This is a genomic window from Streptomyces sp. NPDC053541 (assembly GCF_044544705.1).
In the GTDB taxonomy this organism is placed as follows: domain Bacteria; phylum Actinomycetota; class Actinomycetes; order Streptomycetales; family Streptomycetaceae; genus Streptomyces.
The window spans coordinates 772,258-799,005 of sequence record NZ_JBITXM010000001.1; the positions used below are offsets into that span (position 1 = coordinate 772,258).

At 72.7% G+C, this 26,748-nt stretch carries 28 protein-coding genes; 22 read left to right on the forward strand and 6 right to left on the reverse strand.

Annotation, left to right across the window (positions count from 1 at the left end):
• Positions 1 to 18: 18 nt before the first annotated feature.
• On the reverse strand, positions 19 to 1,368 hold the full coding sequence (locus tag ACIGW2_RS03865) for a M14 family metallopeptidase (protein ID WP_399840853.1): 1,350 nt from the start codon (positions 1,366 to 1,368) through the stop codon (positions 19 to 21).
• A 180-nt stretch (positions 1,369 to 1,548) separates the two neighbouring features.
• Positions 1,549 to 3,249: a chitinase gene (locus tag ACIGW2_RS03870; RefSeq protein ID WP_391653001.1), complete on the reverse strand. Its 1,701-nt coding sequence runs from the start codon at positions 3,247 to 3,249 to the stop codon at positions 1,549 to 1,551.
• A 237-nt stretch (positions 3,250 to 3,486) separates the two neighbouring features.
• On the opposite strand from ACIGW2_RS03870, the gene ACIGW2_RS03875 reads away from it, so the two are divergent.
• The 13 genes from ACIGW2_RS03875 (at position 3,487) to ACIGW2_RS03935 (ending at position 13,276) form a co-directional block, all read left to right on the forward strand.
• The gene (locus ACIGW2_RS03875; protein WP_399840855.1) at positions 3,487 to 4,359 is read left to right on the forward strand and encodes a hypothetical protein; all 873 of its coding nucleotides are present in this window, start codon (positions 3,487 to 3,489) and stop codon (positions 4,357 to 4,359) included.
• Positions 4,360 to 4,408: 49 nt separating this feature from the next.
• Positions 4,409 to 5,116 (forward strand): Flp pilus assembly protein CpaB, encoded by a 708-nt coding sequence (cpaB, locus tag ACIGW2_RS03880; RefSeq protein WP_391652999.1) that lies wholly within the window; start codon positions 4,409 to 4,411, stop codon positions 5,114 to 5,116.
• Positions 5,117 to 5,123: 7 nt separating this feature from the next.
• Positions 5,124 to 6,389 carry a CpaE family protein gene (locus ACIGW2_RS03885; RefSeq protein ID WP_399840857.1) on the forward strand — a complete coding sequence of 422 codons (1,266 nt, stop codon included), beginning with the start codon at positions 5,124 to 5,126 and terminating at the stop codon, positions 6,387 to 6,389.
• A gap of 140 nt (positions 6,390 to 6,529) precedes the next feature.
• Positions 6,530 to 6,868 (forward strand): TadE/TadG family type IV pilus assembly protein, encoded by a 339-nt coding sequence (locus tag ACIGW2_RS03890; protein WP_399840859.1) that lies wholly within the window; start codon positions 6,530 to 6,532, stop codon positions 6,866 to 6,868.
• The gene (locus ACIGW2_RS03895) at positions 6,865 to 7,260 is read left to right on the forward strand and encodes a TadE family protein (RefSeq protein ID WP_399840861.1); all 396 of its coding nucleotides are present in this window, start codon (positions 6,865 to 6,867) and stop codon (positions 7,258 to 7,260) included. The genes ACIGW2_RS03890 and ACIGW2_RS03895 overlap by 4 nt, the downstream gene beginning before the upstream one ends.
• Positions 7,257 to 8,603: a CpaF family protein gene (locus ACIGW2_RS03900; RefSeq protein WP_399840862.1), complete on the forward strand. Its 1,347-nt coding sequence runs from the start codon at positions 7,257 to 7,259 to the stop codon at positions 8,601 to 8,603. Before ACIGW2_RS03895 ends, ACIGW2_RS03900 begins: the two co-directional genes overlap by 4 nt.
• A gap of 29 nt (positions 8,604 to 8,632) precedes the next feature.
• The gene (locus ACIGW2_RS03905; protein WP_399840864.1) at positions 8,633 to 9,583 is read left to right on the forward strand and encodes a type II secretion system F family protein; all 951 of its coding nucleotides are present in this window, start codon (positions 8,633 to 8,635) and stop codon (positions 9,581 to 9,583) included.
• Between the two features lie 49 nt (positions 9,584 to 9,632).
• Positions 9,633 to 10,520: a DUF5936 domain-containing protein gene (locus tag ACIGW2_RS03910; RefSeq protein WP_391652993.1), complete on the forward strand. Its 888-nt coding sequence runs from the start codon at positions 9,633 to 9,635 to the stop codon at positions 10,518 to 10,520.
• A 7-nt stretch (positions 10,521 to 10,527) separates the two neighbouring features.
• On the forward strand, positions 10,528 to 11,061 hold the full coding sequence (locus ACIGW2_RS03915; protein WP_391652992.1) for a response regulator transcription factor: 534 nt from the start codon (positions 10,528 to 10,530) through the stop codon (positions 11,059 to 11,061).
• A gap of 96 nt (positions 11,062 to 11,157) precedes the next feature.
• The gene (locus tag ACIGW2_RS03920) at positions 11,158 to 11,391 is read left to right on the forward strand and encodes a Flp family type IVb pilin (protein WP_391652991.1); all 234 of its coding nucleotides are present in this window, start codon (positions 11,158 to 11,160) and stop codon (positions 11,389 to 11,391) included.
• Between the two features lie 50 nt (positions 11,392 to 11,441).
• On the forward strand, positions 11,442 to 12,053 hold the full coding sequence (locus ACIGW2_RS03925; protein WP_391652990.1) for a hypothetical protein: 612 nt from the start codon (positions 11,442 to 11,444) through the stop codon (positions 12,051 to 12,053).
• 20 nt (positions 12,054 to 12,073) lie between these two features.
• Complete coding sequence (locus ACIGW2_RS03930) at positions 12,074 to 12,655, forward strand: hypothetical protein (protein WP_391652989.1); 582 nt, start codon at positions 12,074 to 12,076, stop codon at positions 12,653 to 12,655.
• Positions 12,656 to 12,664: 9 nt separating this feature from the next.
• Entirely contained in the window at positions 12,665 to 13,276 is a 612-nt protein-coding gene (locus tag ACIGW2_RS03935) for an OmpA family protein (protein ID WP_356067713.1), read from the forward strand.
• On the opposite strand, the gene ACIGW2_RS03940 is transcribed toward ACIGW2_RS03935, so the two are convergent.
• Positions 13,273 to 14,226: an endonuclease domain-containing protein gene (locus tag ACIGW2_RS03940; protein ID WP_399840867.1), complete on the reverse strand. Its 954-nt coding sequence runs from the start codon at positions 14,224 to 14,226 to the stop codon at positions 13,273 to 13,275. The two genes, ACIGW2_RS03935 and ACIGW2_RS03940, sit on opposite strands and share 4 nt — an antisense overlap.
• Positions 14,227 to 14,427: 201 nt before the next feature.
• On the opposite strand from ACIGW2_RS03940, the gene ACIGW2_RS03945 reads away from it, so the two are divergent.
• The gene (locus ACIGW2_RS03945) at positions 14,428 to 14,859 is read left to right on the forward strand and encodes a hypothetical protein (protein ID WP_399840869.1); all 432 of its coding nucleotides are present in this window, start codon (positions 14,428 to 14,430) and stop codon (positions 14,857 to 14,859) included.
• 11 nt (positions 14,860 to 14,870) lie between these two features.
• Positions 14,871 to 16,064: a hypothetical protein gene (locus ACIGW2_RS03950; protein WP_399840871.1), complete on the forward strand. Its 1,194-nt coding sequence runs from the start codon at positions 14,871 to 14,873 to the stop codon at positions 16,062 to 16,064.
• Here ACIGW2_RS03950 and ACIGW2_RS03955 read toward each other — a convergent pair.
• On the reverse strand, positions 16,036 to 16,461 hold the full coding sequence (locus ACIGW2_RS03955) for a DUF192 domain-containing protein (protein ID WP_391652984.1): 426 nt from the start codon (positions 16,459 to 16,461) through the stop codon (positions 16,036 to 16,038). The genes ACIGW2_RS03950 and ACIGW2_RS03955 overlap by 29 nt on opposite strands.
• 38 nt (positions 16,462 to 16,499) lie before the next feature.
• On the opposite strand from ACIGW2_RS03955, the gene ACIGW2_RS03960 reads away from it, so the two are divergent.
• Together ACIGW2_RS03960 and ACIGW2_RS03965 are read left to right on the forward strand one after the other, a co-directional pair.
• Positions 16,500 to 17,237, forward strand: coding sequence for a prepilin peptidase (locus tag ACIGW2_RS03960; protein WP_399840949.1), 738 nt, complete (start codon positions 16,500 to 16,502; stop codon positions 17,235 to 17,237).
• A 199-nt stretch (positions 17,238 to 17,436) separates the two neighbouring features.
• The gene (locus ACIGW2_RS03965; RefSeq protein WP_399840872.1) at positions 17,437 to 18,855 is read left to right on the forward strand and encodes a DUF2079 domain-containing protein; all 1,419 of its coding nucleotides are present in this window, start codon (positions 17,437 to 17,439) and stop codon (positions 18,853 to 18,855) included.
• Between the two features lie 325 nt (positions 18,856 to 19,180).
• Here the strand turns inward: ACIGW2_RS03965 and mgrA are convergent, their stop codons facing one another.
• Entirely contained in the window at positions 19,181 to 20,218 is a 1,038-nt protein-coding gene (gene mgrA, locus ACIGW2_RS03970) for an L-glyceraldehyde 3-phosphate reductase (protein ID WP_399840874.1), read from the reverse strand.
• Positions 20,219 to 20,329: 111 nt separating this feature from the next.
• Between mgrA and ACIGW2_RS03975 the strand changes: the two genes are divergently transcribed.
• The 5 genes from ACIGW2_RS03975 (at position 20,330) to ACIGW2_RS03995 (ending at position 26,113) form a co-directional block, all read left to right on the forward strand.
• On the forward strand, positions 20,330 to 21,091 hold the full coding sequence (locus ACIGW2_RS03975) for an isoprenyl transferase (RefSeq protein ID WP_356067724.1): 762 nt from the start codon (positions 20,330 to 20,332) through the stop codon (positions 21,089 to 21,091).
• 345 nt (positions 21,092 to 21,436) lie between these two features.
• The gene (locus ACIGW2_RS03980; RefSeq protein ID WP_361586793.1) at positions 21,437 to 22,759 is read left to right on the forward strand and encodes a PhoH family protein; all 1,323 of its coding nucleotides are present in this window, start codon (positions 21,437 to 21,439) and stop codon (positions 22,757 to 22,759) included.
• Between the two features lie 372 nt (positions 22,760 to 23,131).
• A complete protein-coding gene (locus ACIGW2_RS03985) occupies positions 23,132 to 23,830 on the forward strand; it encodes a transglycosylase SLT domain-containing protein (protein ID WP_391652979.1) in 699 nt (232 codons plus the stop codon).
• A gap of 139 nt (positions 23,831 to 23,969) precedes the next feature.
• On the forward strand, positions 23,970 to 25,400 hold the full coding sequence (locus ACIGW2_RS03990; protein ID WP_399840876.1) for an AI-2E family transporter: 1,431 nt from the start codon (positions 23,970 to 23,972) through the stop codon (positions 25,398 to 25,400).
• On the forward strand, positions 25,397 to 26,113 hold the full coding sequence (locus ACIGW2_RS03995) for a hypothetical protein (RefSeq protein ID WP_399840878.1): 717 nt from the start codon (positions 25,397 to 25,399) through the stop codon (positions 26,111 to 26,113). Before ACIGW2_RS03990 ends, ACIGW2_RS03995 begins: the two co-directional genes overlap by 4 nt.
• Before the next feature lie 99 nt (positions 26,114 to 26,212).
• Here the strand turns inward: ACIGW2_RS03995 and ACIGW2_RS04000 are convergent, their stop codons facing one another.
• On the reverse strand, positions 26,213 to 26,746 hold the full coding sequence (locus ACIGW2_RS04000) for an alkyl hydroperoxide reductase (RefSeq protein WP_265868796.1): 534 nt from the start codon (positions 26,744 to 26,746) through the stop codon (positions 26,213 to 26,215).
• Positions 26,747 to 26,748 lie beyond the last annotated feature (2 nt).

Below are 26,748 nucleotides of genomic sequence, written 5' to 3' on the forward strand. Positions count from 1 at the left end.
CCGTAACCGGGCCCGTCCTCAGGAGCAGTACTGTGCGGCCTTGCCGATCGAGCGGTACATGCAGTCCGCGTTCTCCAGGAGCTGGAGGACGGCGTCCCTGTTGCGGCTGGTCTCCCGCTCGATCACCTCGTCGGGCGGGTAGAAGCCGCCGTTCCAGGACGAGGTCGGGTACATCTCGAAGGTGTACGCGAAGATCTTCTGCGCGCCCCACAGGTAGTCGTCGATCGACCCGTCCGTGATGTACAGGTCGCTGGACTGCTCGGGCGTGTAGCCGTTGCTGGCCGCCATGCTCTGGCCGACCTTGGCGAAGGCGTCGCGGTCGTCCTGCGTCATGCCGGTCGTGGTGTCGGCGTTGGTCCAGCCGAAGGGCCAGAGCACCAGCTCGCTGTAGGTGTGGAAGTCGATGCCGGCCTTGATCTGCTGCTTGCCGCCCACCACGCGGGAGCGCACGAAGTCGGCCACGACCTTCACCTCGGGCGCCGACTCGGGCGCGGTGCCCCGGTAGGTCTCGGAGCTCTTGGAGCCGGAGGAGCCGCCGCAGCAGCCCCACTTGTAGTCCCAGTTGCGGTTGAGGTCCGTACCGACGTACGTGGAACCGGAGTTGGGCTGGCGGTTCTTGCGCCAGCTGCGGTACGAGCCGCCGGCGATGTCGTACTCGCCGCCGTCCGGGTTGAGGTCGGGCACGATCCAGATCTCGCGGTTGTTCACCATGTTGGTGATCCGGCTGTCCGTGCCGTATCCGGCGCCGAGTTCGCGCAGCAGGTAGAGCGCCATCTCGACGGTGAGGTGCTCGCGGGCGTGCTGGTGGTGGGTGAAGAGGACCTCGGGCTCGTTCTCGTCGGTGGCGACGTTGTCGCTGATCTTGATGGCGATGATGTCGCGGCCCTGGTAGCTCTTGCCGATCACCCGCTTGCTCATGAGGGACGGGTGGGCGGCGAGGCGCTGGTCGATCTCGGCGTTCATCTCCGCGTAGTTGTGGTACTTCGCGTCGGCGGAGGGGAAGTCGAGCGGGCCGAGCGCCGAGCCGGCGCTCGTGCCCCGGTCGGGCGGCGCGGGCAGGGCGACCGGCCGGTAGCCGAGGCTCTTGAGGTGGGCCACCTGGCGGGCGTCGGCGCTGACGACGACCGAGCGGGCGTCGACCTCGTCGACGGAGACTCCGGTGGCGGTGAGGGCGGAGCGCTCGGCGGCGGTGGCGGGTCCGGCGATCTCGTACTGCCGGATCACCTCCTCGCCGCCGCGGGCGCCGGGGGTGGCGGCGGTCGGCACCGGGTCGGCCCCGGCGGGAGTCGCGAGGGCGGCGAGGGGCGCCGCGAGCGCGAGCGCGAGGAGGGCCGCGATGCCCGCGGACCTCCGGGTACGAAGTCGCATGCTGTCTCCTGGGTGGGGAGTGTGGGGGAGTGCGACGAGTGGTGACATGGTGGGCGTCTGGCATGAACCGGTCAAGTAGTGGAGTTCGGCCACCTTCTCGTGCCCCCGGGCCCCGGAAACGGCGCGACGCCGCCGTGGGCACGGCGGCGTCGCGGGCGTGTTCCCCCGTACGGGGCGGTGTTACGGCAGGCCGTGGACGTGCGGGCCGACCGCGTTGGACCAGGCGTTGCCGGCCGTGGCGTCCCAGTTGGTCGACCAGGTCATGGCGCCGCGGATGTTCGGGTAGGTCTGAGCGGGCTTGAAGCTGCCGCAGCCGGTGCCCTTGGCGAGGCAGTCGAGCGCGTTCTTCACGATCTGCGGGTCGACGTAGCCGCTGCCCGCGCCCCGCGTCGAGGCGGGCACGCCCAGACCGACCTGGGAGGCGTCGAGGCCGCCCTGGAGCTGGATGCAGGCGAGCGCGGTGAGGAAGTCCACCGAGCCCTGGCTGTAGACCTTGCCGTCGCAGCCGAGCATCGAACCGCTGTTGTAGTACTGCATGTTGACCACCGTGAGGATGTCCTTCACGGCGAGCGCGGTCTTGAAGTACTCGGTGCCGGTGGACTGCATGTCGATGGTCTGCGGCGCCATCGTCAGGACCAGCGACGACCCGGCCTTGGCGGAGAGCTGGCGCAGCGCCTTCGTCAGGTAGGTGGAGTTGATGCCGTGCTCCAGGTCGATGTCGACCCCGTTGAAGCCGTACTCCCGCATGAGGTTGTAGGCGCTGTCCGCGAAGGCGGTCGCGGAGGCGTCGCTGTTGATGGTGACGTTGCCCTTCTCGCCGCCGACGGAGAGGATCACCGACTTGCCGGCGGCCTTCTTGGCCGCGATGTCGGCCTTGAAGTCGGCGGTGGAGGCGTAGCCGACGGCCGGGTCGAGGTTGAAGGTGATCTGGCCGGGCGTGGCCGTCGCGTCGGCGAAGGAGACCGCGATGATGTCGTACTGCGCCTGCACGTCGCGCAGCTTCTGCACGGTCGCGCCGTTGTTGAAGTTCTGCCAGTAGCCGGTCAGCGCGTGCTTGGGCACGGCCGGGCCGGGGCCCGGGTCGGTGACCTTGGCGGTCCGCGCGGTGACGGCGGCCGACTTGGCGGACTCGCCGGCGGCGTTGGTCGCGGAGACCTGGAACTGGTACGCGGTGTCGGCGGCCAGGCCCGTGACGGTGGCCGCGCTGTTGCTCACGGTCGTCGCGAGGGCGCCGTCCTTGTAGACCTTGTACCCGGTCGCGCCGGAGACCGCGCCCCAGCTGAGGGAGACGGAGCTGCTGGTCGTGCCGCCGGCGGTGAGGCCGGCCGGGGCGGCCGGCACGGTGGGCTCGGGGTCGGTGCCGCCGCCCCCGTCGGGACCGAAGACGCTGACGTCGTCGACGGAGTACGCGGCCGTGCCGTACCAGCCGTGCGTGTAGATCTGCACGGAGGTGGTGGTGGCGCCGGTGGTGAAGGTGGTGGTCAGCTGCTTCCAGGAGCCGCTGTCCGGCGTCCAGGTCGACACGTCGGTGGTGCCGGTGCCGCTCGCGCCGAGGTAGGCGTAGCCGCCCTGGACCCAGGCGCTCAGGGTGTACGTGGAGCTCGGCTTCACGGTCACGGTCTGGGTGCACTTGGCGTTGTCCAGGCCGGCCGGGGTGGCGCGCAGGGCGCCCGCCCCGGTGCGTACCGGCGAGGAGACGACGGTGCCGCTGCCGGCCGAACAGGACCAGTTGGTCAGGCCGTTCTCGAATCCGGCGTTCTTGGCGACGTTGACGTCCGCGGCCTGTGCGGTGCCGGCCCCGCCGATGACGACGAGCCCGGCGCTCAGCGCCAGCGCGAGCCCGGCGCGGGTCGCCGCGGCTCTCGTGGTGGTGCGGTCCACGTGGTGCCTCCGGGAGGGGAAGTGGGGGAGGGGAGGTGCGCGGAACAAGTTGGTCCAGACCAATTGGGTTGTCAAGACCTCTGACGCGAACCGCAGTTCAGGGCCGACGCCTTCCGTCGAGAAAGTGACGGAGCTTGCAGGATTGTGTGTTCACCACTCCGGTGGCCTGGATAAAGTGCAGTGGCGGTAACGCTGCGAGCGCAGCTAGTGATCATTGAGGGATCGGGGGAGCCCGACGTGCCGACAGCGATTGCGGTCACCGGCGCCGACCTGGTGCTGCCGCCGACCGATCCGCAGACGCCCCCCGCCGCCGTCCTGCCCGGCCCCGAGACCCGGCCGCTCGACGCCGCCGTGGCCGATCTGCGCGCTCTGACCGAGCGCGACGGTCATGCGATCGTCGTGTGCCCCGAGTGGGCGCCACCCGCGACCGCCCAACGCCTGCACGCCGTACGCTCCCTGCTCGAATCCGACCGGATCGCGATCGTCCGCACCGCGCTCCCGCCGCTCGGCACCGCCGTCCTCGTCCGCCAGCTCCGCCAGCTCTCCGTCTGCGACTTCAGCCCCGGAGTCCTCGCCTCCGCCGCCCGGCTGCTCGCCCACTACGTGTACGCCGGCGCCGTGCTCGGCTCCGTCGCCCGGCTCGACCACGTGCCCGTCGGCCTCGGCTCCCACCTCAAGGGCTGGCTGCCCGGCGCCCACTTCGCCGTCCTCGCCGGACCGGAACCCCGGCTCGTACGCCTCGGCTCCGGAGGCTCCGGCGGATCCGGGGCGGGCCCGGCCGAGACCCTTCCCGGGCCCGCGTTCACCACCGACCTCGTGCTCGCCCGGGGCCAGCTCACCACCGACTGGCCCACCACGGACCTCGCCCCGGCGTGGCGGGTCCGCGCCGTCCAGGAGGCCTCCCTGCCCGAGTCCTCGCCCCGCTGGTGGGGCACGGGCAAGCTCGTCGAGTTCGCCGCCCACCTGCCCGACCTGCCGGTCCTGCACCAACTCGTCTCCTCCGTACGGCGGGAGACCTGCCACTGGTGCCGCATGGAGCTCATCGGCGACCGCTGCGGCTTCTGCGCCGCCCCCCTGCCCACGGCCGACCCCGCCCCCGCCACCCGGTGAACCCTCCCGCTCCCGCCCCGCTCCCGTCCACGATCGAGGTAGTACGGCCATGAACTCCCGCCAGCGCCGCGGCGTGATCCTGCTGCTGCTGTCCGTCCTGTGCGCCCTCGGCGTGTTCGCCGGCGTCCTCACGGTGATCAGCGACGTGAACTCCAAGGTCGGGCCCGAGGCGACCGCCTACCGCGTCAAGGACGACATCGAGCCGTACGCCCCCCTCGGCCCCGGGAACTTCGAGAAGATCACCATGCCCGAGCGCTGGCTCCCGCCCACCGCCGTCACCGATCTCCGCGCGACCCGGGGCAAGATCGCCGTCACCACCCTCAAGGCCGGCTCCCTGCTCCAGGACGACATGATCGTCGACCGGCCCGCCCTCGCCCCCGGCCAGCAGGAACTCGCCATCATGGTCGACGCCGCCACCGGCGTCGCCGGCAAGATCACCCCCGGCGCCTCCGTCAACATCTACGCCACCTTCGCCGGACAGCGCGGCGGCCCGCCGGACCAGTCCCGGCTGATCGTGGCCGGCGCCAAGGTCCTCGCCATCGGCAAGCTCACCCCCATCGAGAACCGCGACGACAAGGCCGGCCGGGCCACCGAGGCCGTGCCGATCACCTTCGCCCTCTCCACCGCCGACACCCAGCGCGTCGCCTACGCCGAGTCCTTCGCCGAACACGTCCGCCTCGCCCTCGTCGCCCCCGGCGGCGGCACCGGCGCGCCCGACCCGCGCGACCGCACGTACACGCTCGACAAGGACAAGTGAGGCCCGCATGACCACGAGGATCCTGCCGGCGGTCGGCGACCCGGACGCGGCCCGCGCCGTCACCACCCTCATCGGCCAGCTGCCCGACGCCGAACCCGCCGGGCCCGTCACCGACTCCACCCAGCTCCTCGACACCCTCGCCCGGCTCGCCGCCGAGTCCCTCGACGAACTGCCCGAGGTCGTCCTCGTCCACGAGCGCATCGGACCCGTCCCCGCCCTCGACCTCATCCGCGAGGTCGCCCTCCGCTTCCCCGCCGTCGGCGTCGTCCTCATCACCGCCGACGCCAGCCCCGTGCTCTTCTCCGCCGCCATGGACTCCGGCGCCCGCGGCCTCGTCACCCTCCCCCTCGGCTACGAGGAGCTCGCCAGCCGCGTCCAGGCCGCCGCCCAGTGGTCCACCGGCGTCCGCCGCCACCTCGGCGCCCCCGGCCCGGACGCCCCCACCGGACCCGGCGGCCGGGTCGTCACCGTCAGCGGCGCCAAGGGCGGCGTCGGCACCACCGTCACCGCCGTCCAGCTCGCCCTCGCCGCCCGCGCCTCCGGTCACACCGTCGCCCTGGTCGACCTCGACCTCCAGGGCGGCGACATCGCCTCCTACCTCGACGTGCAGTTCCGGCGCTCGGTCGCCGACCTCGCCGCCATCAACGACATCTCGCCCCGTGTCCTCCAGGACGCGGTGTACGTCCACGAGACGGGCCTCTCGCTGCTCCTCGCCCCGGGGGAGGGCGAGCGCGGCGAGGACGTCACCGAACGCGCCGCCCGCCAGATCGTCCACGCCCTGCGCGGCCGCCACGAGGTCGTCGTCCTCGACTGCGGCACCCACCTGGACGCGGCCGGCGCGGCGGCCGTGGAGACGGCGGACGTGGCGCTGCTCGTCACCACCCCGGACGTGGTCGCCGTACGGGCCGCCAAGCGGGTCGTACGGATGTGGGACCGGCTCCAGGTCCGCAAGCCCGAGGAGAGCACCGTCCTGGTGAACCGGCACCAGCGCGCGACCGAGATCCAGCCCGCGCTGGTGCAGAAGATCACCGGCACACGCCTCGCGGGCGTCGCCGTGCCGGCCGCGTACAAGGAGCTCGCGGCCGTCGTCGACGCGGGCCGCCTGCACGACCTGGACGCCCGGTCGAGCGTCAAGCAGGCCCTGTGGGCGCTGGCGGGCGAGCTGGGCCTGGTGAAGACGGCGGACTCCGGCACCGGCGGCGGCCTGGTGCCGGCCGGGACGAAGGACCGCGGCGCGCTCGGCCTGCGCCGACGCGGCGGCGGAGGGCGATAGCCGTGCGCGGGCCGTGGCGGGACGGGCGGGGAGGGGGCGACAGCGACCGGGCGGGCGAGGTCCGGCGGACGGGTGAGCTCCGTCGGGCGAGCGAGGTCGCTCGGGCGGGCGAGGCCCGTGGGGAGGGCGACAGCGGCCAGGTGGCGGTCGAGTTCGTCGGCATGCTGCCGCTGATCCTGCTCACGCTCGTGCTGCTGTGGCAGTGCGTCCTGATCGGTTACACGTACACGCTGGCGGGGAACGCGGCGGACGAGGCGGCGCGGGCGGCGGCCGTCGACGGCGACTGCGAGGGGGCCGCGCGCCGGCACCTGGAGGGCGCGTGGGCGGCGCGGGCCGGCGTGCGCTGCGGCGGGCCGTCGGGCGGGATGGTCGCGGTGACCGTCACCCTGCGCGTCCCCGTCCTGTTCCCGGGGGCGATCAGCTTCCCGTGGAACGTGGACGGCGAGGCCGCGGCCGTGTGGGAGGGCGAGGACCGATGAGACGCCGGTGGCGACGCGACCGGGGCCAGGTGGCCGTCGAGTTCCTGGGCTTCCTGCCGATCCTGCTCCTCGTGGGCCTGGTCGGCATCCAGCTCGGCCTCGTCGGGTACGCGGCCCAGCAGGCGGGCACGGGGGCGCGCGCGGCGGCGCGGGCGGCGAGCGTGGACGAGCCCGAGTCCGTACCGGGTCCGGAGGCGGCGGGCAGGGCGGCGATGAGCGACTGGATCGCGGGCCGGAGCCGGGTCTCCGAGAGCGGCGGAGTCGCCACCGTCCGGGTCAGTGTCCCCGGCCTCATCCCCTTCCTGGGCCCGTACGAGGTGACCCGGACCGCCACCATGCCCGTCCCCGATTCCGGCCCGGACTTCGACTCCGCACCCGAGGAGCGCCCATGAGCCTGCGGTCCCGCATCCACACCCCCGAGGAGCACCGGGCCGGCGGCGCCGGACGGGAGGACGGGCACCTGGTCGCCGCGTTCCGGGCCAAGCTCCTGGAGGAGATCGACCTCACCGAGATGTCCGCGCTCGCCGCCGCCGAGCGCCGGACCCGGCTCGAACGCGTCCTCGGCCACATCATCAGTCGCGAGGGCCCGGTCCTCTCCACCGCCGAACGCGCCCAGCTGATCCGCCGGGTCGTCGACGAGGCCCTCGGCCTCGGCGTCCTGGAGCCCCTCCTCGAAGACGCCTCCATCACCGAGATCATGGTCAACGGCCCCGACCAGATCTACGTGGAACGGGCCGGCCGGGTCGAGCTGCTGCCGCTGCGCTTCGCCTCCCACGAGCAGCTGATGCAGACCATCGAGCGGATCGTGTCCACGGTCAACCGGCGGGTGGACGAGTCGAATCCGATGGTCGACGCGCGGCTGCCGTCCGGCGAGCGCGTCAACGTGATCATCCCGCCGCTGTCGCTCACCGGAGCCACCCTCACCATCCGGCGCTTCCCCCGCGCCTACACCCTGCACGAGATGATCGGCCTCGGCTCGCTCGACGAGCAGATGCTGCTCCTGCTGTCCGGACTCGTCCAGGCCAAGTTCAACATCATCGTGTCCGGCGCCACCGGCACCGGCAAGACGACCCTGCTCAACGCCCTGTCCGGGCTCATCCCCGAGGGCGAACGGGTCATCACCATCGAGGACTCCGCCGAACTCCAGCTCCAGCAGTCCCACGTGATCCGCCTGGAGGCCCGCCCGCCCAACATCGAGGGCCGCGGCCAGGTCACCATCCGCGACCTCGTCCGCAACTCCCTGCGCATGCGCCCCGACCGCATCGTCGTCGGCGAGGTCCGCGGCGGCGAGACCCTCGACATGCTCCAGGCCATGTCCACCGGCCACGACGGCTCGCTCGCCACCGTCCACGCCAACTCCGCCGAGGACGCCCTGATGCGCCTCCAGACCCTCGCCTCCATGTCCGAGGTCAAGGTCCCCTTCGAGGCCCTGCGCGACCAGATCAACAGCGCCGTCGACATCCTCGTCCAGCTCACCCGCCACCCCGACGGCACCCGCCGGGTCACCGAGATCGCCGTCCTCGCCTCACACGGCCGCGAGGGCTACCTCCTCGCCACCGTCTGCCGCTTCGACGCCCAGCCGATCGGCGCCGACGGACGGGTGCACGGGCGCTTCTCGTACCACCCGCTGCCGCGCCGGGTCGCCGACCGGCTCTACATGGCGGGCCAGCCCATCCCCCAGGCCTTCGGCGTGGCCGCGACCGACGCGCAGCTCGCCACCCGAGCGGCCACCTAGGCACGCAGGGAAGGAAGAAGAGGACCCCCATGACCCCGACCCCGACCCTGCTGACCATCGGCGCCGCACTGCTGTGCGGCGTCCTGGCCGTGGCCGGCATCCAGCTCTACGCCAGCGGCGCCGCCCAGCGCTCCGCGCTCATCGCCCGCCTCCGGCAGACCGCGGGCGAGGCGGCCGACGGGCCCGGCCGACGCAGGCGCCCCTTCCGGGGCATCGACCGGCGGGTCCGCCGCACCGCGCTCGGCCGCAGGCTGGAACTGCGCATCTCCGCCACCGGACTCGACGTCACCCCGGGCGAGTTCGTGGTCGCCATGACGGTTGCGGTCGCCGTCCTGTGGGCCGTCGGGCAGACCCTGTTGTCGCCCTTCTTCGGGCCGATCTGCGGCTTCCTCGGCGTGTGGGTCGCCCTGGGCTTCCTCAACTGGCAGCGGCAGAAGCGCATCGAGAAGTTCATCAACCAGCTCCCCGAGCTCTCCCGCATCCTCGCCAACGCCACCCAGGCCGGCCTCGCCCTGCGCATGGCGCTGTCCCTGGCCGCCGACGAGATGGAGGCCCCGGCGGGCGACGAGCTGGAGAAGGTCGCCCAGCAGCTCGCCGTCGGCTCCTCCCTCGACGACGCCCTCGGCGAGCTCGCCGCCCGCCTCCCCTCCCGCGAACTCGTCGTCCTCGTCACCACCCTGGTCCTCGCCAACCGGGCCGGCGGCACCGTCGTCTCCTCGCTGCGCAACCTCACCGAGACCCTGGAGGAGCGCAAGGAGACCCGGCGCGAGGTCCGCACCCAGCTGTCGCAGGTGAGCATGACGGCCTACGCGGTCCCGGTCATCGGCGTCGGTTCCCTGCTGCTCATCGACAACATGCAGCCCGGGGCGCTGGACCGGATGACCGGCTCGGGACTGGGGCAGATGGCGGTGGTCCTGGCCTTCGGCCTGTACGTGGTCGGCTTCCTCGTCATCCGCCGGCTCGCGAAGATCGACGTGTAGGGAACAAGGACACAGGGACGCAAGGACACCAGGACGCAAGGACGACACCGTGGACCTCCTCCTCGCCCTCCTCGCCGGGCTCTCCGTCGCCGGCGCGGCCTACGGCATCCGCCTCTACCGGGCCGACGCCAAGCTCCCCGGCGACCTCCAGCTCGCCCTGGAGGTCGGCGCCACCCGCACCGGGGCCGTCGACTCCGTCGTCGACCGCCTCGGCATGCGCTGGTCCCCGGCCGTGCTGCGGCTCATGGGCCCCAAGCGGGTCAACGCCGTGCGCCGCCGGATCGACCTCGCCGGAAACCCCGGCGGCCTCACCATCGACCGGTACGGGGCCCGGCGCGCCGTCTACGGCTTCCTGGGCGTCCTGGGCGGCCTGCTCATGCTGAGCAGGGGCTCGGTCCTGGTCGCGCTGCTGCTGTTCGCCTTCGGCGCCTTCTGGACGGAGGTCGGCATCTGGTCCGCCGTCCGCATCCGCAAGGACCAGATCGAACGCACCCTGCCGGACTTCCTCGACGTCCTCGCCGTCGTCGTCTCGGCGGGCCTCGGCTTCCGCCAGGCGCTGGAGCGGGTCGCCGACCGGTACGAGGGCCCGTGGGCCGACGAACTCCGCATCACCCTGCGTCAGATGGACATGGGCGTGAGCCGGCGCGACGCCTTCGGCGAGCTGCGCCGCCGCAACGACTCGGAGCAGGTCGCCCAGTTCGTCACCGCCCTCCAGCAGGGCGAGGAGCTGGGCGCCCCCATCGTCGACACCCTCATCCAGATCGCCAACGACATGCGCAGGACCGACGCCCAGAACGCCCGCCGCAAGGCGGCGAAGGCGGTGCCCAAGGCGACGATGGTCATCACGACCCTGATGGTCCCGGCCACCATGATCCTGCTCGGCGCGGGCCTCTTCCTGGGCACCGGCACCGACTTCGGCTCGATCACGGGCGAGTGAGACGCGCATGCTGAAGGTCCTGGTGGTGGCCGCCAACCCGGTCGTACGGGCGGGCCTGACCGTCCTCCTGGGCGCGAGCCCGGACATCGAGGTCGTCCCGGAGGGCGCGGGAGTCGACCTCGTCGTGGTCGACGAGGACCGCGACGCCGTGCGGCGTCTGTCGGCCCTCGCACCGGTGCTGCTCCTGACGCACACGCACGCGGCGGCTCCCGTCGCGCGGCTGGTCCACGGGGAGTACGACGCGGCCGAGCTCCTCCGCATGGTGCGTGCGACTGCACATACTGGCGCACGCTCAACTGTCGCGAATATACTGCACTTCAGAAATCCAGCTTCGCGAGTGCAACGCTTCGGTCTGAGTGCGAGGGAGGTGGAGGTCATGGACCTGATCGCGACCGGCCTGACCAACCAGCAGATCGCCGCCGCCTGCTCCATCTCCGAGAAGACCGTCAAGAACCACATCAACCGCATCTTCGCCAAGCTCCACAGCACCACCCGCGGCGAGGCCATCGCCTCCTGGCTCGGCACGAGGACCGCCTCATGAGCCCGACTACCCACGGTGATTGGGCCTACGGACCCTGTGATCCCCCCACCCGAACGGCGTACCCTGCCCGAGTCGCCGGACTCGGAGGGGAACACGATGAACGAGGCGCTCCTGAAGGCCCTGACCCAGGCCAGGATCCACGGCTCGACCTGGCTCGAATCCCGCACACTCGCTCGCCGCGACCGGGGCCAGACGGCGGTCGAGTACCTGGGCATCATCGTGGTGGTGGTGGCGATCGTGGTGGCGATCTCGGGCACGAGCATCGGGCAGAGCATCCGGGATGCCATCTCCCGGAAGATCGCGAGTCTTACAGGGGGCGGCGGCAGCTGACAGGGCTCCGCGGGGACGACTCGGGGCAGGCTTTCCCCGTCTACGTCTCGGTGATCGCCGCACTGCTGTTCCTCGCGTTCGTCTACTTCGCCGTGGCACAGGCGTCGGTCCTCCGTGGCGGGGGTCAGACGGCGGCCGACGCCGCCGCCCTGGCGGCAGCGCAGGACGCCCGGAGGCAACTCCGCGACGGCTGGCGAGAGGTCGTTCTCGACCCGGACGCCTGGGGCGACTTCCTCCGGGGCAGGGGATACGACTCGGGAACGGCCTGCGAACGGGCGGCTCAGTACGCCCGGGACAACGGCGCCACCATGGCACCGTCCGACTGTGCCGACCGAACTGCAGGCGGGGGAGTGGAGTTCCGGGTACGGATCACCACCAGCGGCACCGTGGGCAAGTCCCTGGTGCCGGGCACCGAGGGGCGGCACGCGGAGGCGGAGGCAACGGCGGTCCTGGAGCCGCGCTGCTCCTTCGACCCGCCACCGCCGCCGCCCACCCCTAGTACACCCGCACCGACCGGCTCGGCCACGCCCGAGCCCACGCCCAGCCCCGAACCCGAACCGATCACCGGCCTCGTCTGCGACGGCGCCGAGTGGACGATCGACCCGGAAGACCCGCAGCTGCCCGGTGCGGCTGACCTTTTCACCGTTCGACTTGTCGACTGATGCGCGAAGGACCCGGATTCATGAACGTTCAGCACGCGAGGAAGGCCCGCAGGGGGGCGGCCGTGGCCCTTGCGGCTGGACTGGCTCTCGTCATCACCGGATGCGGGAGCGATGAATCGCCGGCGAAGCAGCAACCTTCGGCGAGCACTGTGTCGCCGAAGGGCAGTGGGCAAGGTGCGAAGCCCGCACCCTCGGCCGAGTCCACCGAAGTTCTCGCGGCTCTGAAGGGACCGGAAGGGCTGGAGCTTGCCATCAACTCCGTCGAGCGCGACGCCGGCGGTTTTCTCACGGTCAGCGGCCGCCTGAACAACACCACGAACGACGTCGTGTCGATCTCCTCCCGACTCAGCGGGGACGAGACGGAGATCATCAAGCACAGCAACTCGCTTGGAGGCGCCACACTCCTCGATGCCGCGGGGAAGAAGCGCTACTACGTCCTGCGCGACACCGATGGCCGACCGCTCACCACCACCGATCTCGACAGTCTGGCCCCCCACAAGGGGATCCCCGTCTTCATGCAATTCCCCGCCCCGCCCGCCACCACCTCCGAGGTCTCCCTTCAGCTCCCCACCTTCACCCCCGCCACCATCAAACTCTCCTGAGGCGCAGTCATGACGACGACGACCACCCCGCGCCGCCTCGCCACCCTGACCGCGACCCTCGTCCTCCTGGCCGGGACGGCCGGTGCCGCTCGGGCCGACGATCCGCCGAACTCCACCAGCAACGGCGGTCCGCCGCCCGTCATCGACGCGAGCTCGCCCGCCCTGATGCTGCCGGACGGGGCCACCCTCGCGCCCGCCAAGGTCCTCGACATCAAGCAGATCGTCGAGGAGGAGGGCGGCGAGCAGCGGCGCGAGGACACCAATGTCGACGTCACCTTCGCCCTTCAGGCGGAGGTGCTCTTCCCCAAGGACAGCGCCAAGCTCAGCCCTTCCGCGACGGCCCGGATCGCCGCCATCGCCGCGGAGGTCAACAAGCAGGGCTCGCGGCGGGTCCGGGTCTTCGGGTTCACCGACGACCTCGGGAGCTACGAGCACGGGCTGAAGCTCTCCAAGGAGCGGGCCGACGCCGTGCAGCTCGAACTGGCGAAGAACCTGGACCCCGGGACCACCTTCGACATCCGCGGCTACAGCGAGGACTACCCGATCGCCGACAACTCCACCGAGGAGGGGCGGAAGAAGAACCGACGGGTCGAGGTCTCCTTCCCGCGCACCTCCGGCTAGCCGGGACCGGGCCGTCCGGTCGCCGTCAGGGACGCGAGCGCGGCCCGGATCGTGGCGGTCATGCGGTCCGGGTGGCCGAAGACCTCGCCCGCCGTGAAGCGCAGGACGCGGCGGACGTCCGGGCAGCTCTGGAGCTCGTTGAAGCGGCGCACGTCCCGCTCGTGCGCGGCGCGGGTGCCGTGGAAGGCGAAGCCCTCGATCTCGACGACCAATCCGGCGGCGCGGAACAGGAAGTCGGGGTGCAGGGGCCGGCCCGCGGCCGTGTGCAGGGTCGGCTGGGTCTCCGGGTGCAGGCCCGCGTCGCGCATCCGCAGCCGGGCGACCGTCTCGGCCGGTGAGCCGGATCCCGCGACGGCGAGCGGGAGCCAGCGGCGGGCCGAGGGGCCGCCGGGGCGGCGGGGCGCGGCGAGTTCGGCGGCCAGTCCCGCCGCGTCGACCAGCGGCGGGCGGTGCAGGCCGGCGACGAGGCGCGGGGACAGCGCCGAGTCCGCGACGACCACGGCCGCCTCGCGGGAGGCGGCGGCCCGTATGAGGTCGCCGACCGTGCGCACCGCGCCCGTCACCCGCAGGCCGCGCCGGGTCGCGCAGTCCGCGTCGGCCAGCCGGGCCGTGGTGTGCACCCGTATCAGCTCGTGGGCCCTCGACCCGCGTCCTCGCCGTGCCGTGAACTCCAGCGGCTCCGGCGCCCCTTCTGCCCCCGCCCGGCCCCCGAGCAGCTCGATGCGGTGCACCGCGGCGGCCGTGCGGTGGCTGCACACCAGCTCCGGCCGCAGCAGCTGGGCCGCCCCGGCCCGCACCCGCCAGTCCACCTCCTTGCCCGGGGCCGCCCACGCGCCCCGCCAGATCCGCTGCCAGCCGTCCCGGCGCAGCCGCCCGTCGAGCCGGCCGCGTGGCCAGCCCGCCGTGAGCGCCCACACCGTGAGCAGCACCCCGCCCCTGGCGAGTCTCATCAACTCGTACATACGAGCAACGATCCACGGAAGAGCGACACTTCGCACCCCCTGTGGAAAACTCCGCGAAAGGCACCGTCAGGAAACCGCAAAGGAGCCGTCCACCGGTCGGACCGGGCACGCCGCACCGGGCATCCTGAGCCGTGAGCGAGCTCGCACGAACTCCGCTCCCGCTCCCCAGCGCTTCCGAAACGGGCAGCCATGACAACCCCCGCCCCGAGCACTCCCGCCCCGAGCACCCCCGCCCCCACCCTGGGCGCGCCCTCCCCGAGCTCCCCGACCCCCGGCGTCCAGTTGGTCCGCGATCTCGTCGACCGCGTCCCCGGCTTCCGCGGCGCCTATGACGCGCACGTCTTCTCCCAGGGCCACGTCCGGCCGCACGTCTTCTTCTGGGACGTCGTCCAGGACACCGTCCGCTCCTACCTCGGCCAGGAGGGCTGCGCCGTCGACTGGCGGCGGACCCTCGACTTCCTGGAAGAGGAGAGCCGGCGCGGCGCCGTCGGAGTCGACGAGGTCATCGTCACCTCCTTCCTCGGCGACCTGCCGCACCCCTGTGAGCCGGGCCACGGGATCGTGGCCGAGCTGGGGCCGGTCATGGCCGCGCGATTCCTGCGTCTGCGCCCCGGCGGCTGATAATCGGGCGCATGTCCCGCGTCCCGTCCCCGTCGACCCCGTCCACCCCCTCCCCGCCGACTCCCACCCCGGCCGTCCCCGCGCCCGCCCCGCCCGCCGAGGAGGCCCCGTCCCTCCTCGACCGGCACCCGCTGCGGTGCGCGCTCGGCGGCTACGTCGCCACCCGCGTCCTCGGGCTTGCCGCGCTCCTGATCGTCGCCGCGGCCACCGGCAAGGACGGGATGCACCGGCTGTCCGGGCGGTGGGACGCCGTCTGGTACGCGCGGATCGCCGAGCACGGCTACGGCCACCAGGTCACCCTGCCCAACGGTGACGTCCACGCCGACCTCGCCTTCTTCCCGCTGTTCCCGGCCCTGGAGCGGGCGGTGTCCGCCGTGCTCCCCGTCGACGTGGCCACCGCCGGACTGCTCGTCTCCTGGTCCGCCTCGCTCGCCGCCGCCTGGGGCATCCACGCGGTCGGCACCCGGGTCGCGGGGCCGCGCGCCGGAGTCGTCCTGGCCGTCCTGTGGGGCGTGTACCCCACCGCCTTCGTGCAGTCGATGGCGTACACGGAGACCCTCTTCACCGCCCTCGCCGCCTGGGCGCTCCTCGCCGTCCTCCGCGACCGCTGGTTCCTCGCCGGCGCGCTGTGCGTCCTCGCCGGGCTGACCCGACCGACGGCCGCCGCGCTGATCGCCGCGATCGGGATCACCGCCGTCGTGATCGTCGTACGCGAACGGCGCCTGCGGGCCCGCGTCCTCGCGGGCACGCTCCTCGCGCCGCTCGGCTGGCTCGGCTACGTCGTCTACGTGGGACTCCGGCAGGGCAGCGCCACCGCCTACTTCGAGGTGCAGGCCGCCTGGGGCAACTCGATCGACGGCGGGGTCGCCCTCGCCCGCTTCATCGCCGGGCTGCCCTGGCCCGCGGCCCTCGGGCTCTGTCTCGCCCTCGCCCTGCTCGGCGGCCTCGTGGTGCTGTGCGTGCGGCAGCGGCAGCCCCTGCCGCTGCTCGTCTACACGATCGGCGTCGTGGTCGTCTCGCTGGTCGGCGCCGCGTACTTCGGCTCCCGGCCGCGCCTGATGATGCCCGCGTTCGGGCTGCTGCTGCCGCCCGCGGCGGCGCTGGCCCGGCTCCGCGCCCGTACCGCCGTGCCCGTCCTCGGCGGGCTCGCGCTCGCCTCCGCCGTGTACGGGGCCTTCACCCTGCTCGGCTCGGGACCACCGTGACCACCGCGCCCCGCCGCAGCCCCCAGGCCGCCATCGTCCCGGCCTCGGCCTCCAGGACGTGCCGGCCGCGCGGCCGGATCATGCCGAGCCGCCCGGGCCGCATCGTGACGACGTCCAGGACCGTGCACGAGCGGTCCAGATAGGCGACGTCGAGGGCGAAGCGCATGCCGAAGGTGTGGATGCTGTTGGTGGGCGTGATGAGCAGGGCGCCGTCGATGCCGTCCCGGCCGAGGAGGCCCCGCCGTCGGGCCCCGAAGGAGGCCGCGATCTCCAGGGGCACCCGTCCGCCCCCGGGCACCTCCAGCCACCCGGCCCCGTCGCGCAAGCCCGGCCCCGCACCCGGCGCCCGGTCCCGCCCCGAGGCCCTTTCCCAAGTCCTTCCCCAAGTCCTCCCCATGCCGCCGACCCTAGCCCTAAGGTCGGCCCGTGGACGCCCTGTCGATCGCCTTCGTGCCGGCCGCCGCCCTCTGGGGTGCGGGGGCCGGGCTGCTCGTGCCGCGGGCCGCGTACCGGCTGTCCGTCGCGCCCGACGAGCCCTGGCGGACGGCCTGTCCGGCCGGGCACCCGTTCGCGGGGCCGGCGCGGGGCTGGCTGGGCGGGCCGGGGCGGGCGGACTGCGCGACCACCAGCGCCCCGCTCACCGCCCCGCTGCTCACCGCCCTGGCCTGCGCCGGGCTCGCCGCGGCCGCCGGCGGCCCCCGGCCCGAGCTCCTCGTGTGGCTGCTGGTCGCGCCGTTCGGCACCCTGCTGGCCCTGGTGGACGCGCGCGTGCACCGGCTGCCGGACCCGCTGACGCTGCCGCTCGCCGTCGCGCTGCCCCTGCTCCTCGCGGTCGCCGCGCTCCTGCCGTACGCCGCCGGGTCCTGGCCGCACGCGCTGCTCGGCGCGCTCGCCCTCGGCGGCGGCTACCTCGGTCTGTTCCTCCTGCACCCCAACGGCATGGGCTTCGGTGACGTGAAGCTCGCCGTCCCGCTGGGCGCGGCCCTCGGCTGGTACGGGTGGGGCGTGCTGTTCGCGGGGGCGTTCGCGGGGTTCGCGCTGGGGGCGCTGTACGGGTTCGGGCTCGTCGTGGTGCGGCGGGCCGGGCGCGGTGCGGCGATCCCGTTCGGGCCGTTCATGATCGCGGGCGCGTTCCTCGGGCTGCTGCTCGGCGCGTTCACCGCCCTGCCCTGAACGGCCCGCCCTAGCATCACGCCATATGCGGCCAATCCGGACCATCGATACGGAATCGACCCCATCCGCCTCCCCGGGAGCGGCGCCCCCCGGCCCCCTCCTCCGCCGGTCCCCCCGGCCCCGGCCGGGAATCCCGCGCCGGCCCGGCCCGGCCTGGCTCTGGACCGCCGGCCTCTGCCTGCTCTACGCCACCGTCGCCGTGCGCCGCCACCAACTCCTGCGCACCACCGGCTACGACCTCGGCATCTTCGAACAGGCCGTCCGCGCCTACGCCGAACTCCGCGCCCCCGTCGTCCCGCTGCGCGGCGAGGGCTTCAACCTGCTCGGCGACCACTTCCACCCGCTGCTCGCCGCCCTCGCCCCGCTCTACCGGCTCTTCCCCTCCGCGCTCACCCTGCTCGTCCTCCAGTCCGCGCTGCTCGCCCTCGCCGTCGTCCCGCTGTTCCGCTGGGCGGTGCGCGCCGTCGGCCCGCGCGGCGCGCACGCCGTCGCCGCCGGGTACGGGCTGAGCTGGGGCGTCGCCTCCGCCGCCGCCTTCGACTTCCACGAGGTCGCGCTCGCCGTACCGCTGCTGGCCTGCTCCCTCGAAGCCCTGGACCGGCGGCGCTGGACGACCGCCGTCGCCTGGGCCGCACCGCTGCTCCTGATCAAGGAGGACCTGGGGCTCACCCTCGCCGCCATCGGCGCGTACATCGCCCTGAAGAACCGCCGTCGAGGCGACCGCGGCGACCGCGGCACCCGCTGCTCCGACGGCGACCGGCGCGCGTTCCGGCTGGGGCTCGCCACCGCCGCCGCCGGACTGCTCGGCTCCGCCCTGGAGATCAAGCTGCTGCTGCCGGCCCTCGGGCCCACCGGCGGCTACGCCCACGGCGGGCAGCTCGCCGCCGCGCACGGCTCGATGCTGTCCGCGCTCGCGCACGCCCCGCTCGACCTGCTGCGCCCCGACGTCAAGCCGACCACCCTGATCCTGGTCTTCGCCCCGTCCGCGCTGCTCGCCCTGCGCTCCCCGCTCGCCCTGATCGCCGTGCCCACCCTGGCCTGGCGGATGGCCTCCGAGAACGTCTTCCACTGGGGCACGGCCTTCCACTACAGCGCGGTGCTCATGCCCGTCGTGTTCGCCGGGCTCCTCGACGTCCTCGGCCGCGAGGACAACCGCCGTACCGTCCGCGCCGCGCTCGCCACCGTCCTCGCCGTGACCGCGGTGCTGATCCCGTCCTTCCCGCTGGCCCAGCTCGCCCAGCGGGCCACCTGGCAGGACACCCCGCACCTCCGGGCCGCCCGCGAGCTGCTCGCGCGGATCCCCGACGGCGCGACCGTCGCCGCCTCCAACCGGCTCGCCCCGCAGCTCACCTCGCGCTGCACCGTGGTCCTCTTCCCGACCTTCCCGGTCGACGGGCGGCTCTACGAGTACCGGCGCGACGCCCTGCCCGCGCCCACCGCCGAATGGATCGTCCACGACCCGGAGGCCCCCGAGGCCTGGCCGTACCGCCGCGGCCACTGGCCCTACCCCCTGGAACAGCAGCGCGCCGAGCTGGCCGCCGCCGAGCGCACCCACGGCTACCGGATCGTCGCGCGTCGTGACGGCATCACCCTGCTGCACCGCGAGGCCCGCCGCTGACCTGCGGTTCGCCCGCCCCGCCGCGTCAACCGGGCGACGCGCGGACCGGGTCCCCCGTGGGAGGTACCGATTACGCCGCCACGCCCGGGCGCAAACCCGCCACACACCCCTGGAGCCCTTGTGCGGCTTGGCCTCCGGCGAATCCGGGGCCCCTCGGTCGGCGCAGCAGGCACACAGCACGACTAATGAAGGGTTATGGTGGAAACCCCCCCTCGGGCCGGTCCGTATCCCCCCCACGGACCGGCCCGTTTTTCTTTCGGCCCGCTTTCCGCCCGGCCTTCGGCTCGGCTGTCAGGCCGTCGCCCAGCAGCTCCGCCCCGCGGACTCAGCCGCGGCCGGCCCAGATGTTCGTGCCGGCGGTGTCGACCGCGAAGGAGTCGATCTCCTTCAGCTCCTCCGCCGACAGCGGAGCGCCCGCCAGGGCCGCCACGTTCTCCTCCAGCTGGGCCACGCTGGACGCGCCGATCAGCGCCGAGGTCATCCGCGGGTCCCGCAGCACCCAGGTCAGCGCCAGCTGCGCCAGCGACTGCCCGCGCCGCTCCGCGATCTCCGCGAGCCCGCGCAGCCGCCGCAGCACCTCGTCCGACAGCAGGTTCGGGTCCAGCGACTTGCCCTGGGTGGCGCGCGAGCCCTCCGGCACGCCCTTCAGGTACTTGTTGGTCAGCAGACCCTGCGCCAGCGGCACGAAGGAGATGCAGCCCATCCCGGCCGCCTCCAGCGTGTCGAGGAGACCGTCCTCCTCCGTCCACCGGTTGATCATCGAGTACGAGGGCTGGTGGATCAGGGCCGGGACGCCCATCTCCCGCAGCAGCCGCGCCGCCTCGGCGGTCTGCTCGCTGGTGTACGAGGACACGCCCACGTACAGCGCCTTGCCCTGCTGCACCGCGGACGCCAGCGCGCCCATGGTCTCCTCCAGCGGGGTGTCCGGGTCGAAGCGGTGCGAGTAGAAGATGTCGACGTAGTCGAGCCCCATCCGCTTCAGGGACGCGTCGAGCGAGGACAGCAGGTACTTGCGGGAGCCCCACTCGCCGTACGGCCCGGGGTGCATCAGATAGCCGGCCTTCGTCGAGACGATCAGCTCGTCCCGGTACGGCGCGAAGTCCTGCGCGAAGATCTTGCCGAAGTTCAGCTCGGCCGAGCCGGGCGGCGGCCCGTAGTTGTTCGCCAGGTCGAAGTGGGTCACGCCCAGGTCGAAGGCGCGGCGCAGGATCGCGCGCTGGGAGTCGAGGGTGCGGTCGTCGCCGAAGTTGTGCCACAGACCGAGCGAGATCGCGGGGAGCTTCAGCCCGCTGCGGCCCGTACGCCGGTACTCCATGGCGTCGTAACGGCCCGCTGCGGCGCGGTACAGGGGGGAATCAGTCACGTATCTCTGCTTATCACGGACTTGTGACAGTCCCGGGCTGGGAGCCGGTTACCCGTCCGCAGTAATGTGGCGGTCCTCGGGGGCCGACACTGCATGGAGGGGTAAAGAACAGTGAACCTGCGCGACCTGGTGTACGGGCTCTACGCACGCCGGGTGGAAGGCCGCCTCGACCACGCCCAGGTGCCCAAGCACATCGGCGTCATCCTCGACGGCAACCGGCGCTGGGCCAAGGCCTCCGGAGGCACCCCCGAGCAGGGACACAAGGCCGGCGCGGACAAGATCCAGGAGCTCCTCGGCTGGTGCGCCGAGACCGACGTCGAGGTCGTCACGCTCTGGATGCTCTCCACCGACAACCTGAACCGCCCCGAGGAACAGCTCCTCCCGCTGCTCGGCATCATCGAGGACGCCGTGCGCGCCCTCGCCGCCGACGGCCGCTGGCGGGTCCACCACGTCGGCACCCTCGACCTGCTGCCCTCCCGCACCCAGTCGGTGCTGAAGGAGGCCGAGCAGGCCACCCTCGACAACACCGGCATACTCGTGAACGTCGCCGTGGGCTACGGCGGCCGCCAGGAGATCGCCGACGCGGTCCGCTCCCTCCTCCTGGACCACGCCGAGCGCGGCACCAGCTTCGAGGAGCTCGCCGAGGTCGTCGACATCGACCTGATCTCCGAGCACCTCTACACCCGCGGCCAGCCCGACCCGGACCTGGTCATCCGCACCAGCGGCGAGCAGCGCCTGTCCGGTTTCATGCTGTGGCAGAGCGCGCACTCGGAGTACTACTTCTGCGAGGTGCACTGGCCGGCCTTCCGCAAGGTCGACTTCCTGCGCGCGCTGCGCGACTACGCGGCCCGGCACCGCCGTTTCGGCAACTGACACCCCCGTCCCGCCCGTCACGGACGGCGCGGACGGCCCCTTCCGCCCCCCGCGGCCCCGCGTGTCACCCCCTGTTCATGAACACGCCGTCATATGCCATGGCATGACGGCACATGTTCGAGGGCATATCCCCAAGTGAAGTGAGCGGCACGGAGACCGCCACCCGGGAGGCCCTTTGCACCAGGACGACCGTGCGGGACACGCACGGACGAAGCGGAGGGCCGGCGCTCGGCCCGCGCATCGTGGCCCGAGCCCGGTCCCATTCCGCCGCGACACCGGCTTCCCCACCCGCGGAGCCGTCGCACCAGGGCCCTACGGGGGTCCTCGAAGGGGGTCTGTCCTTCCGTGGTGACCAGCACTAAGCGCCGCTTGTCCGACAGGCGCACCTATGTCCTCGACACCAGCGTCCTGCTGGCCGACCCCAACGCGATGTCCCGGTTCGAGGAGCACGAAGTGGTGCTCCCGATCGTCGTCGTGACCGAGCTGGAGGCCAAGCGCCACCACCCCGAGCTCGGCTACTTCGCCCGGCAGGCGCTGCGCCTGCTCGACGACTTCCGGGTGCGTTACGGCCGGCTCGACGCCCCCCTCCCCATCGGGGAGCTGGGCGGCACGCTGCGGGTCGAGCTCAACCACTCGGACCCCGGTGTCCTGCCCGCCGGTTACCGGCTGGGCGACAACGACTCGCGGATCCTCGCGGTCGCGCGCAACCTCCAGGCCGAGGGGTACGACGTCACCGTCGTCTCCAAGGACCTGCCGCTGCGGATCAAGGCGTCCTCCGTCGGTCTCCTCGCCGAGGAGTACCGCGCGGAACTCGCCATCACGGACTCCGGCTGGACCGGAATGTCCGAAGTCGCCCTGTCCGCGGACCAGATCGACCTGCTCTACGACCAGGAGACGCTGTACGTGCCGGAGGCCGCCGAGCTTCCCGTGCACACCGGGCTCGTGCTGCAGTCCGAGCGCGGCCGGGCGCTGGGCCGGATCGGCGCCGACGGGTCGGTGCGCCTGGTGCGCGGCGACCGGGAGGCCTTCGGCATCCGCGGTCGCAGCGCCGAGCAGCGGATCGCCCTCGACCTGCTGCTCGACCCCGAGGTCGGCATCGTGTCGATGGGCGGCCGGGCCGGCACCGGCAAGTCGGCCCTCGCCCTGTGCGCGGGCCTGGAGGCGGTCCTGGAGCGCCGTCAGCACCAGAAGGTGATGGTCTTCCGTCCGCTGTACGCGGTGGGCGGGCAGGAGCTCGGCTATCTGCCGGGCACCGAGGCCGAGAAGATGAGCCCGTGGGCGCAGGCCGTCTTCGACACCCTCTCGTCCGTGGCCGGCCGCGAGGTGATCGAGGAGGTGCTGAGCCGCGGCATGCTGGAGGTGCTGCCGCTCACCCACATCCGCGGGCGCTCGCTGCACGACGCGTTCGTCATCGTCGACGAGGCCCAGTCCCTGGAGCGGAACGTCCTGTTGACCGTTCTGTCCCGGATCGGGGCCAATTCCCGGGTGGTGCTGACCCATGACGTCGCCCAGCGCGACAACCTGAGGGTCGGTCGGTACGACGGAGTCGTCGCCGTCGTCGAGAAATTGAAGGGCCATCCGCTCTTCGCCCACGTCACGCTCACCCGCTCCGAGCGCTCGCAGATCGCCGCGCTCGTGACCGAAATGCTGGAGGACGTGCAGATCTGACCCACTTCGTCCCGTGCCCCGCACGGGAGTTGGCGCCGCCCGGCAAAGCGCGAGAGCTTAGCCGGGCGGCGCTCTGCTGTCCGCCGTATCGGCCAAATCCCGTGCGTCCACCCAGGTGTGAGCTTTCACACGCAGCACGGAATTGCCTTGCGGTGTTGCCGTCCGGCAGAGTCTTGCTTCCGTCAGGCCCCGCATACGGCACACGTGCACCCCCAGCGGTGCGGCACCACACAACTCAACACCCGTCCGCCGTATGCCGCCCACAGCACCACGGGCCCGTGTCTTCTGTGACCCAGCAGTACGGAGACCAGCGTCAGGGGCACGATTTCGCCCGCTTGGTCACCTCTGTGGGCGATTGTGGAAGGAAACCGTGTGAGCCGGATCTCGGTCCGGGGATTCGCAGTGGCCTCGGCCACCGCGGTCACCACTGTCGGCGCCGTCGTCGGCGTTGCCTCGGGCAACGCGGCGCAGGCCTCGGACGACAACTTCGAGGCCACCGCGGCCGACACCACGCTGCTCGCGGACATCCCCGCGGGCGAGCAGGCCCAGGTACAGGTCACCTCGCTCTCCGAGCAGGCCGACGTCCAGGCCGCCGCCGCCGACTCCCTCGCGCGCAAGTCCGCCGAGGAAGCCGCCCGCATCCAGGCCGCCAAGGACGCCGAGGCCAAGAAGAAGGCCGCCGACAAGGCCGAGCAGGAGCGCAAGGAGAAGGAAGAGGCCGAGCGCGCCAGCCGCTCCGCCGTCCGCGACGCCACCTCCTTCGCCGCGCAGAGCTCGTACAGCATCGCCGAGGTCAAGGCGATCGCCCGCCAGATGATCCCGGCCGACCAGTTCCAGTGCTTCAGCAACATCGTGGACCACGAGTCCGGCTGGAACTACCGCGCCACCAACCCGTCCTCGGGCGCGTACGGCCTCGTCCAGGCCCTGCCCGGCTCGAAGATGGCCTCCGCCGGCGCCGACTGGCAGACCAACCCCGCCACCCAGATCAAGTGGGGCCTCAGCTACATGAACGGCCGCTACGACAGCCCCTGCGGCGCGTGGTCGTTCTGGCAGGCCAACCGCTGGTACTAGGCCGTCCTCTTCGGGAGCGCCGCGCCGGATCTCCACCGGCCCCCGCTCAACCCCGCGCAGCCCCTCGCCGTCCTTCGGTGAGGGGCTCGCGCGTTGTGTGGGTGTAGGTTCGGGGACCCGGAGGGGGAGAGGGAAGAGCATGTCGAGACTGCCAGGATGGCTGAACCGCATCGGTGCGGGCCTCAGCCGCATGGGCGAACGCCTGGACGAACGCCGCGCACAGGCCGAGCGGGACGACCCCCTGGGCCCGCCCGGCCCCGAATACACCCCCGAACCCGGCCCCGAGCACGCCGCCGCCCCGGCCGCCGCGACCCCGGCCCCCGAGCCGGTCGCCGCACCGGCCACACCGGCCGCCGCCACCGCACCCGCGGCCGGCTCCGTGCCCGCGCCCCCCTCGTACGCCCCCGCCGTCGCCGCCCGCCCCGACCCCGTCGCCGCCATCCCCTGGGGCATGCGCGTCGCCGCAGAGGCGAGCTGGCGCCTCCTCGTCCTGGCCGGCACCGTCTGGGTCCTGATGAAGGTGATCAGCTCCGTACAGCTGGTCGTCCTCGCCTTCGTCGCCGCCCTCCTCATCACCGCCCTGCTCCAGCCCACCGTCGCCCTGCTGCGCCGCAAGGGCCTGCCCCGCGGCCTCGCCACCGCCGTCACCGCCGTCTCCGGCTTCGTCCTCATGGGACTCGTCGGCTGGTTCGTCGTCTGGCAGGTGATGGACAACGTCGACAACCTCTCCGACCGCGTCAAGGACGGCATCGAGGAACTCAAGCGCTGGCTCCTCGACAGCCCCTTCCACGTCACCGAGCAGCAGATCAACGAGATCGCCAAGAACCTCAGCGACACCATCGGCGCCAACGCCGAACAGATCACCTCCGCCGGACTCCAGGGCGTCACCGTCGTCGTCGAGGCCATGACCGGCATCCTGCTCGCCATGTTCTCCACCCTCTTCCTGCTCTACGACGGGAAGAAGGTCTGGGAATGGACCCTCAAGATGGTGCCCGCCCAGGCCCGGCCCGGAGTCGCCGGCGCCGGACCCCGCGCCTGGCGCACCCTCACCGCCTACGTCCGCGGCACCGTCCTCGTCGCCCTCATCGACGCCGTCTTCATCGGCCTCGGCCTGTGGTTCCTGGAAGTGCCGATGGCCGTGCCGCTCGCCGTCTTCATCTTCCTCTTCGCCTTCATCCCGCTCGTCGGCGCCGTGGTCTCCGGCGCCCTCGCCTGCGTCGTCGCCCTCGTCACCAACGGCGTCTTCACCGCCCTCATGGTGCTCGTCGTCGTCCTCGCCGTGCAGCAGATCGAGGGCCACGTGCTCCAGCCCTTCATCCTCGGCCGCGCCGTCCGCGTCCACCCCCTCGCCGTCGTCCTCGCCGTCGCCGCCGGCGGACTCACCGCCGGCATCGGCGGCGCCGTCGTCGCCGTCCCCCTCGTCGCCGTCCTCAACACCGTCGTCGGCTACCTCCGCGCCTACTCCGCCGAACAGACCCTGCGCGCCGCCCCCGAACCGCACGGCGCCACCGCCTACGAGCTCGCGCCCGTCGCCGCCCCCGGAACCGGGACACCGAGGGGAGAGGGATGATCTCCGAACCCGAACTCGTCGGCGGCCCCGCCTTCCCCGAACCGGCCGGCCCCACGGGCCCCGCCATCGCGCCGCCGCCCCCGCCCGGACCCGACGGACCCCCGGCCGCCGCCCGTCGCCGCCGCCCCTGGCTCTGGGCGCTCGGCGGCGCCGTGGCCGCCTCGGCCGTCTGGGGCGCCGGCCTCACCGCGTACCAGCGCACCACCGCGAGCGACGGCCCCGACCTGCGCGGCTACCGCGCCACCGACCCCTGCGCCGCGGGCGCCTTCCACGGCCTCTCCTCCGCCCTCGGCCGCCGCGCCGGGAACACCAACACCGCGGAACTCGACGAACCCGGCCTCTACCGGGCCAACTGCGTCGTGAGCCTCCAGGGCACACCCGTGTCCTACGACGTCGAGGTCACCTACAACCTCCACCGGGCCACCGACCCGCGCCCCGAGTTCGAGGCCCTCATGCACGACCCGCTGATCGGCGGCGGCGACCGCATCGACGGGATCGGCGACCTCGCCTTCCTCAACGACACCGACAGCTCCGCCATGGTCCTCGACGTCGTGGACGGCCAGGCGGAGCTACGGCTCCGGGTCGGCGCGGTCGTCGAGTGGAACGGCGAGGGCGAACAGCCTCCCGAGCCGCCGAAGCTCGACCCGGCGGCCCTGCGCACCTACCTCGTCGAGGACGCCAAGGAGCTGATGACGGCGCTCAGGAAGAAGTGAGCCCGGGAACGGACGGAACGGAGAACGCGAAGGGGCCCGGGGTTCGTACGAACCCCGGGCCCCTCTTCGTCGCGTACGGCGTGCCGTACGGCCCCGGCCCTACTCGGCCAGGACCGCCTCGGCGTCCAGCGTCACGCCGACCGCCTGGACGACCGCGGCGATCTTCACGGCCTCCTGGATGGTCTCCCGGTCGACACCGGCCTTGCGCAGCACCTGCTCGTGCGAGTCCAGGCACTGGCCGCAGCCGTTGATCGCGGACACGGCCAGCGACCACAGCTCGAAGTCGACCTTCTCGACGCCCGGGTTGCCGATGACGTTCATCCGCAGACCGGCGCGCATCGTCCCGTACTCCGGGTCCGACAGCAGGTGCCGGGTCCGGTAGAAGACGTTGTTCATCGCCATGATCGCGGCGGCCGACTTGGCGGCCTGGTACGCCTCGGGCTTCAGGTTGGCCTTGGCCTCCGGCTCCAGCTCGGCGAGCACCTTCGGCGAACGCGAGGCGATGGCGCAGGCGAGCACCGTGCCCCACAGCTGCTGCTGCGGCAGGTCGCTGTTGCCGATCACCGAACCGAGGTTCAGCTTCAGGTCCTTGGCGAAGTCCGGTATGGCGGCCTTCAGCTCATCGAGCGCCATGC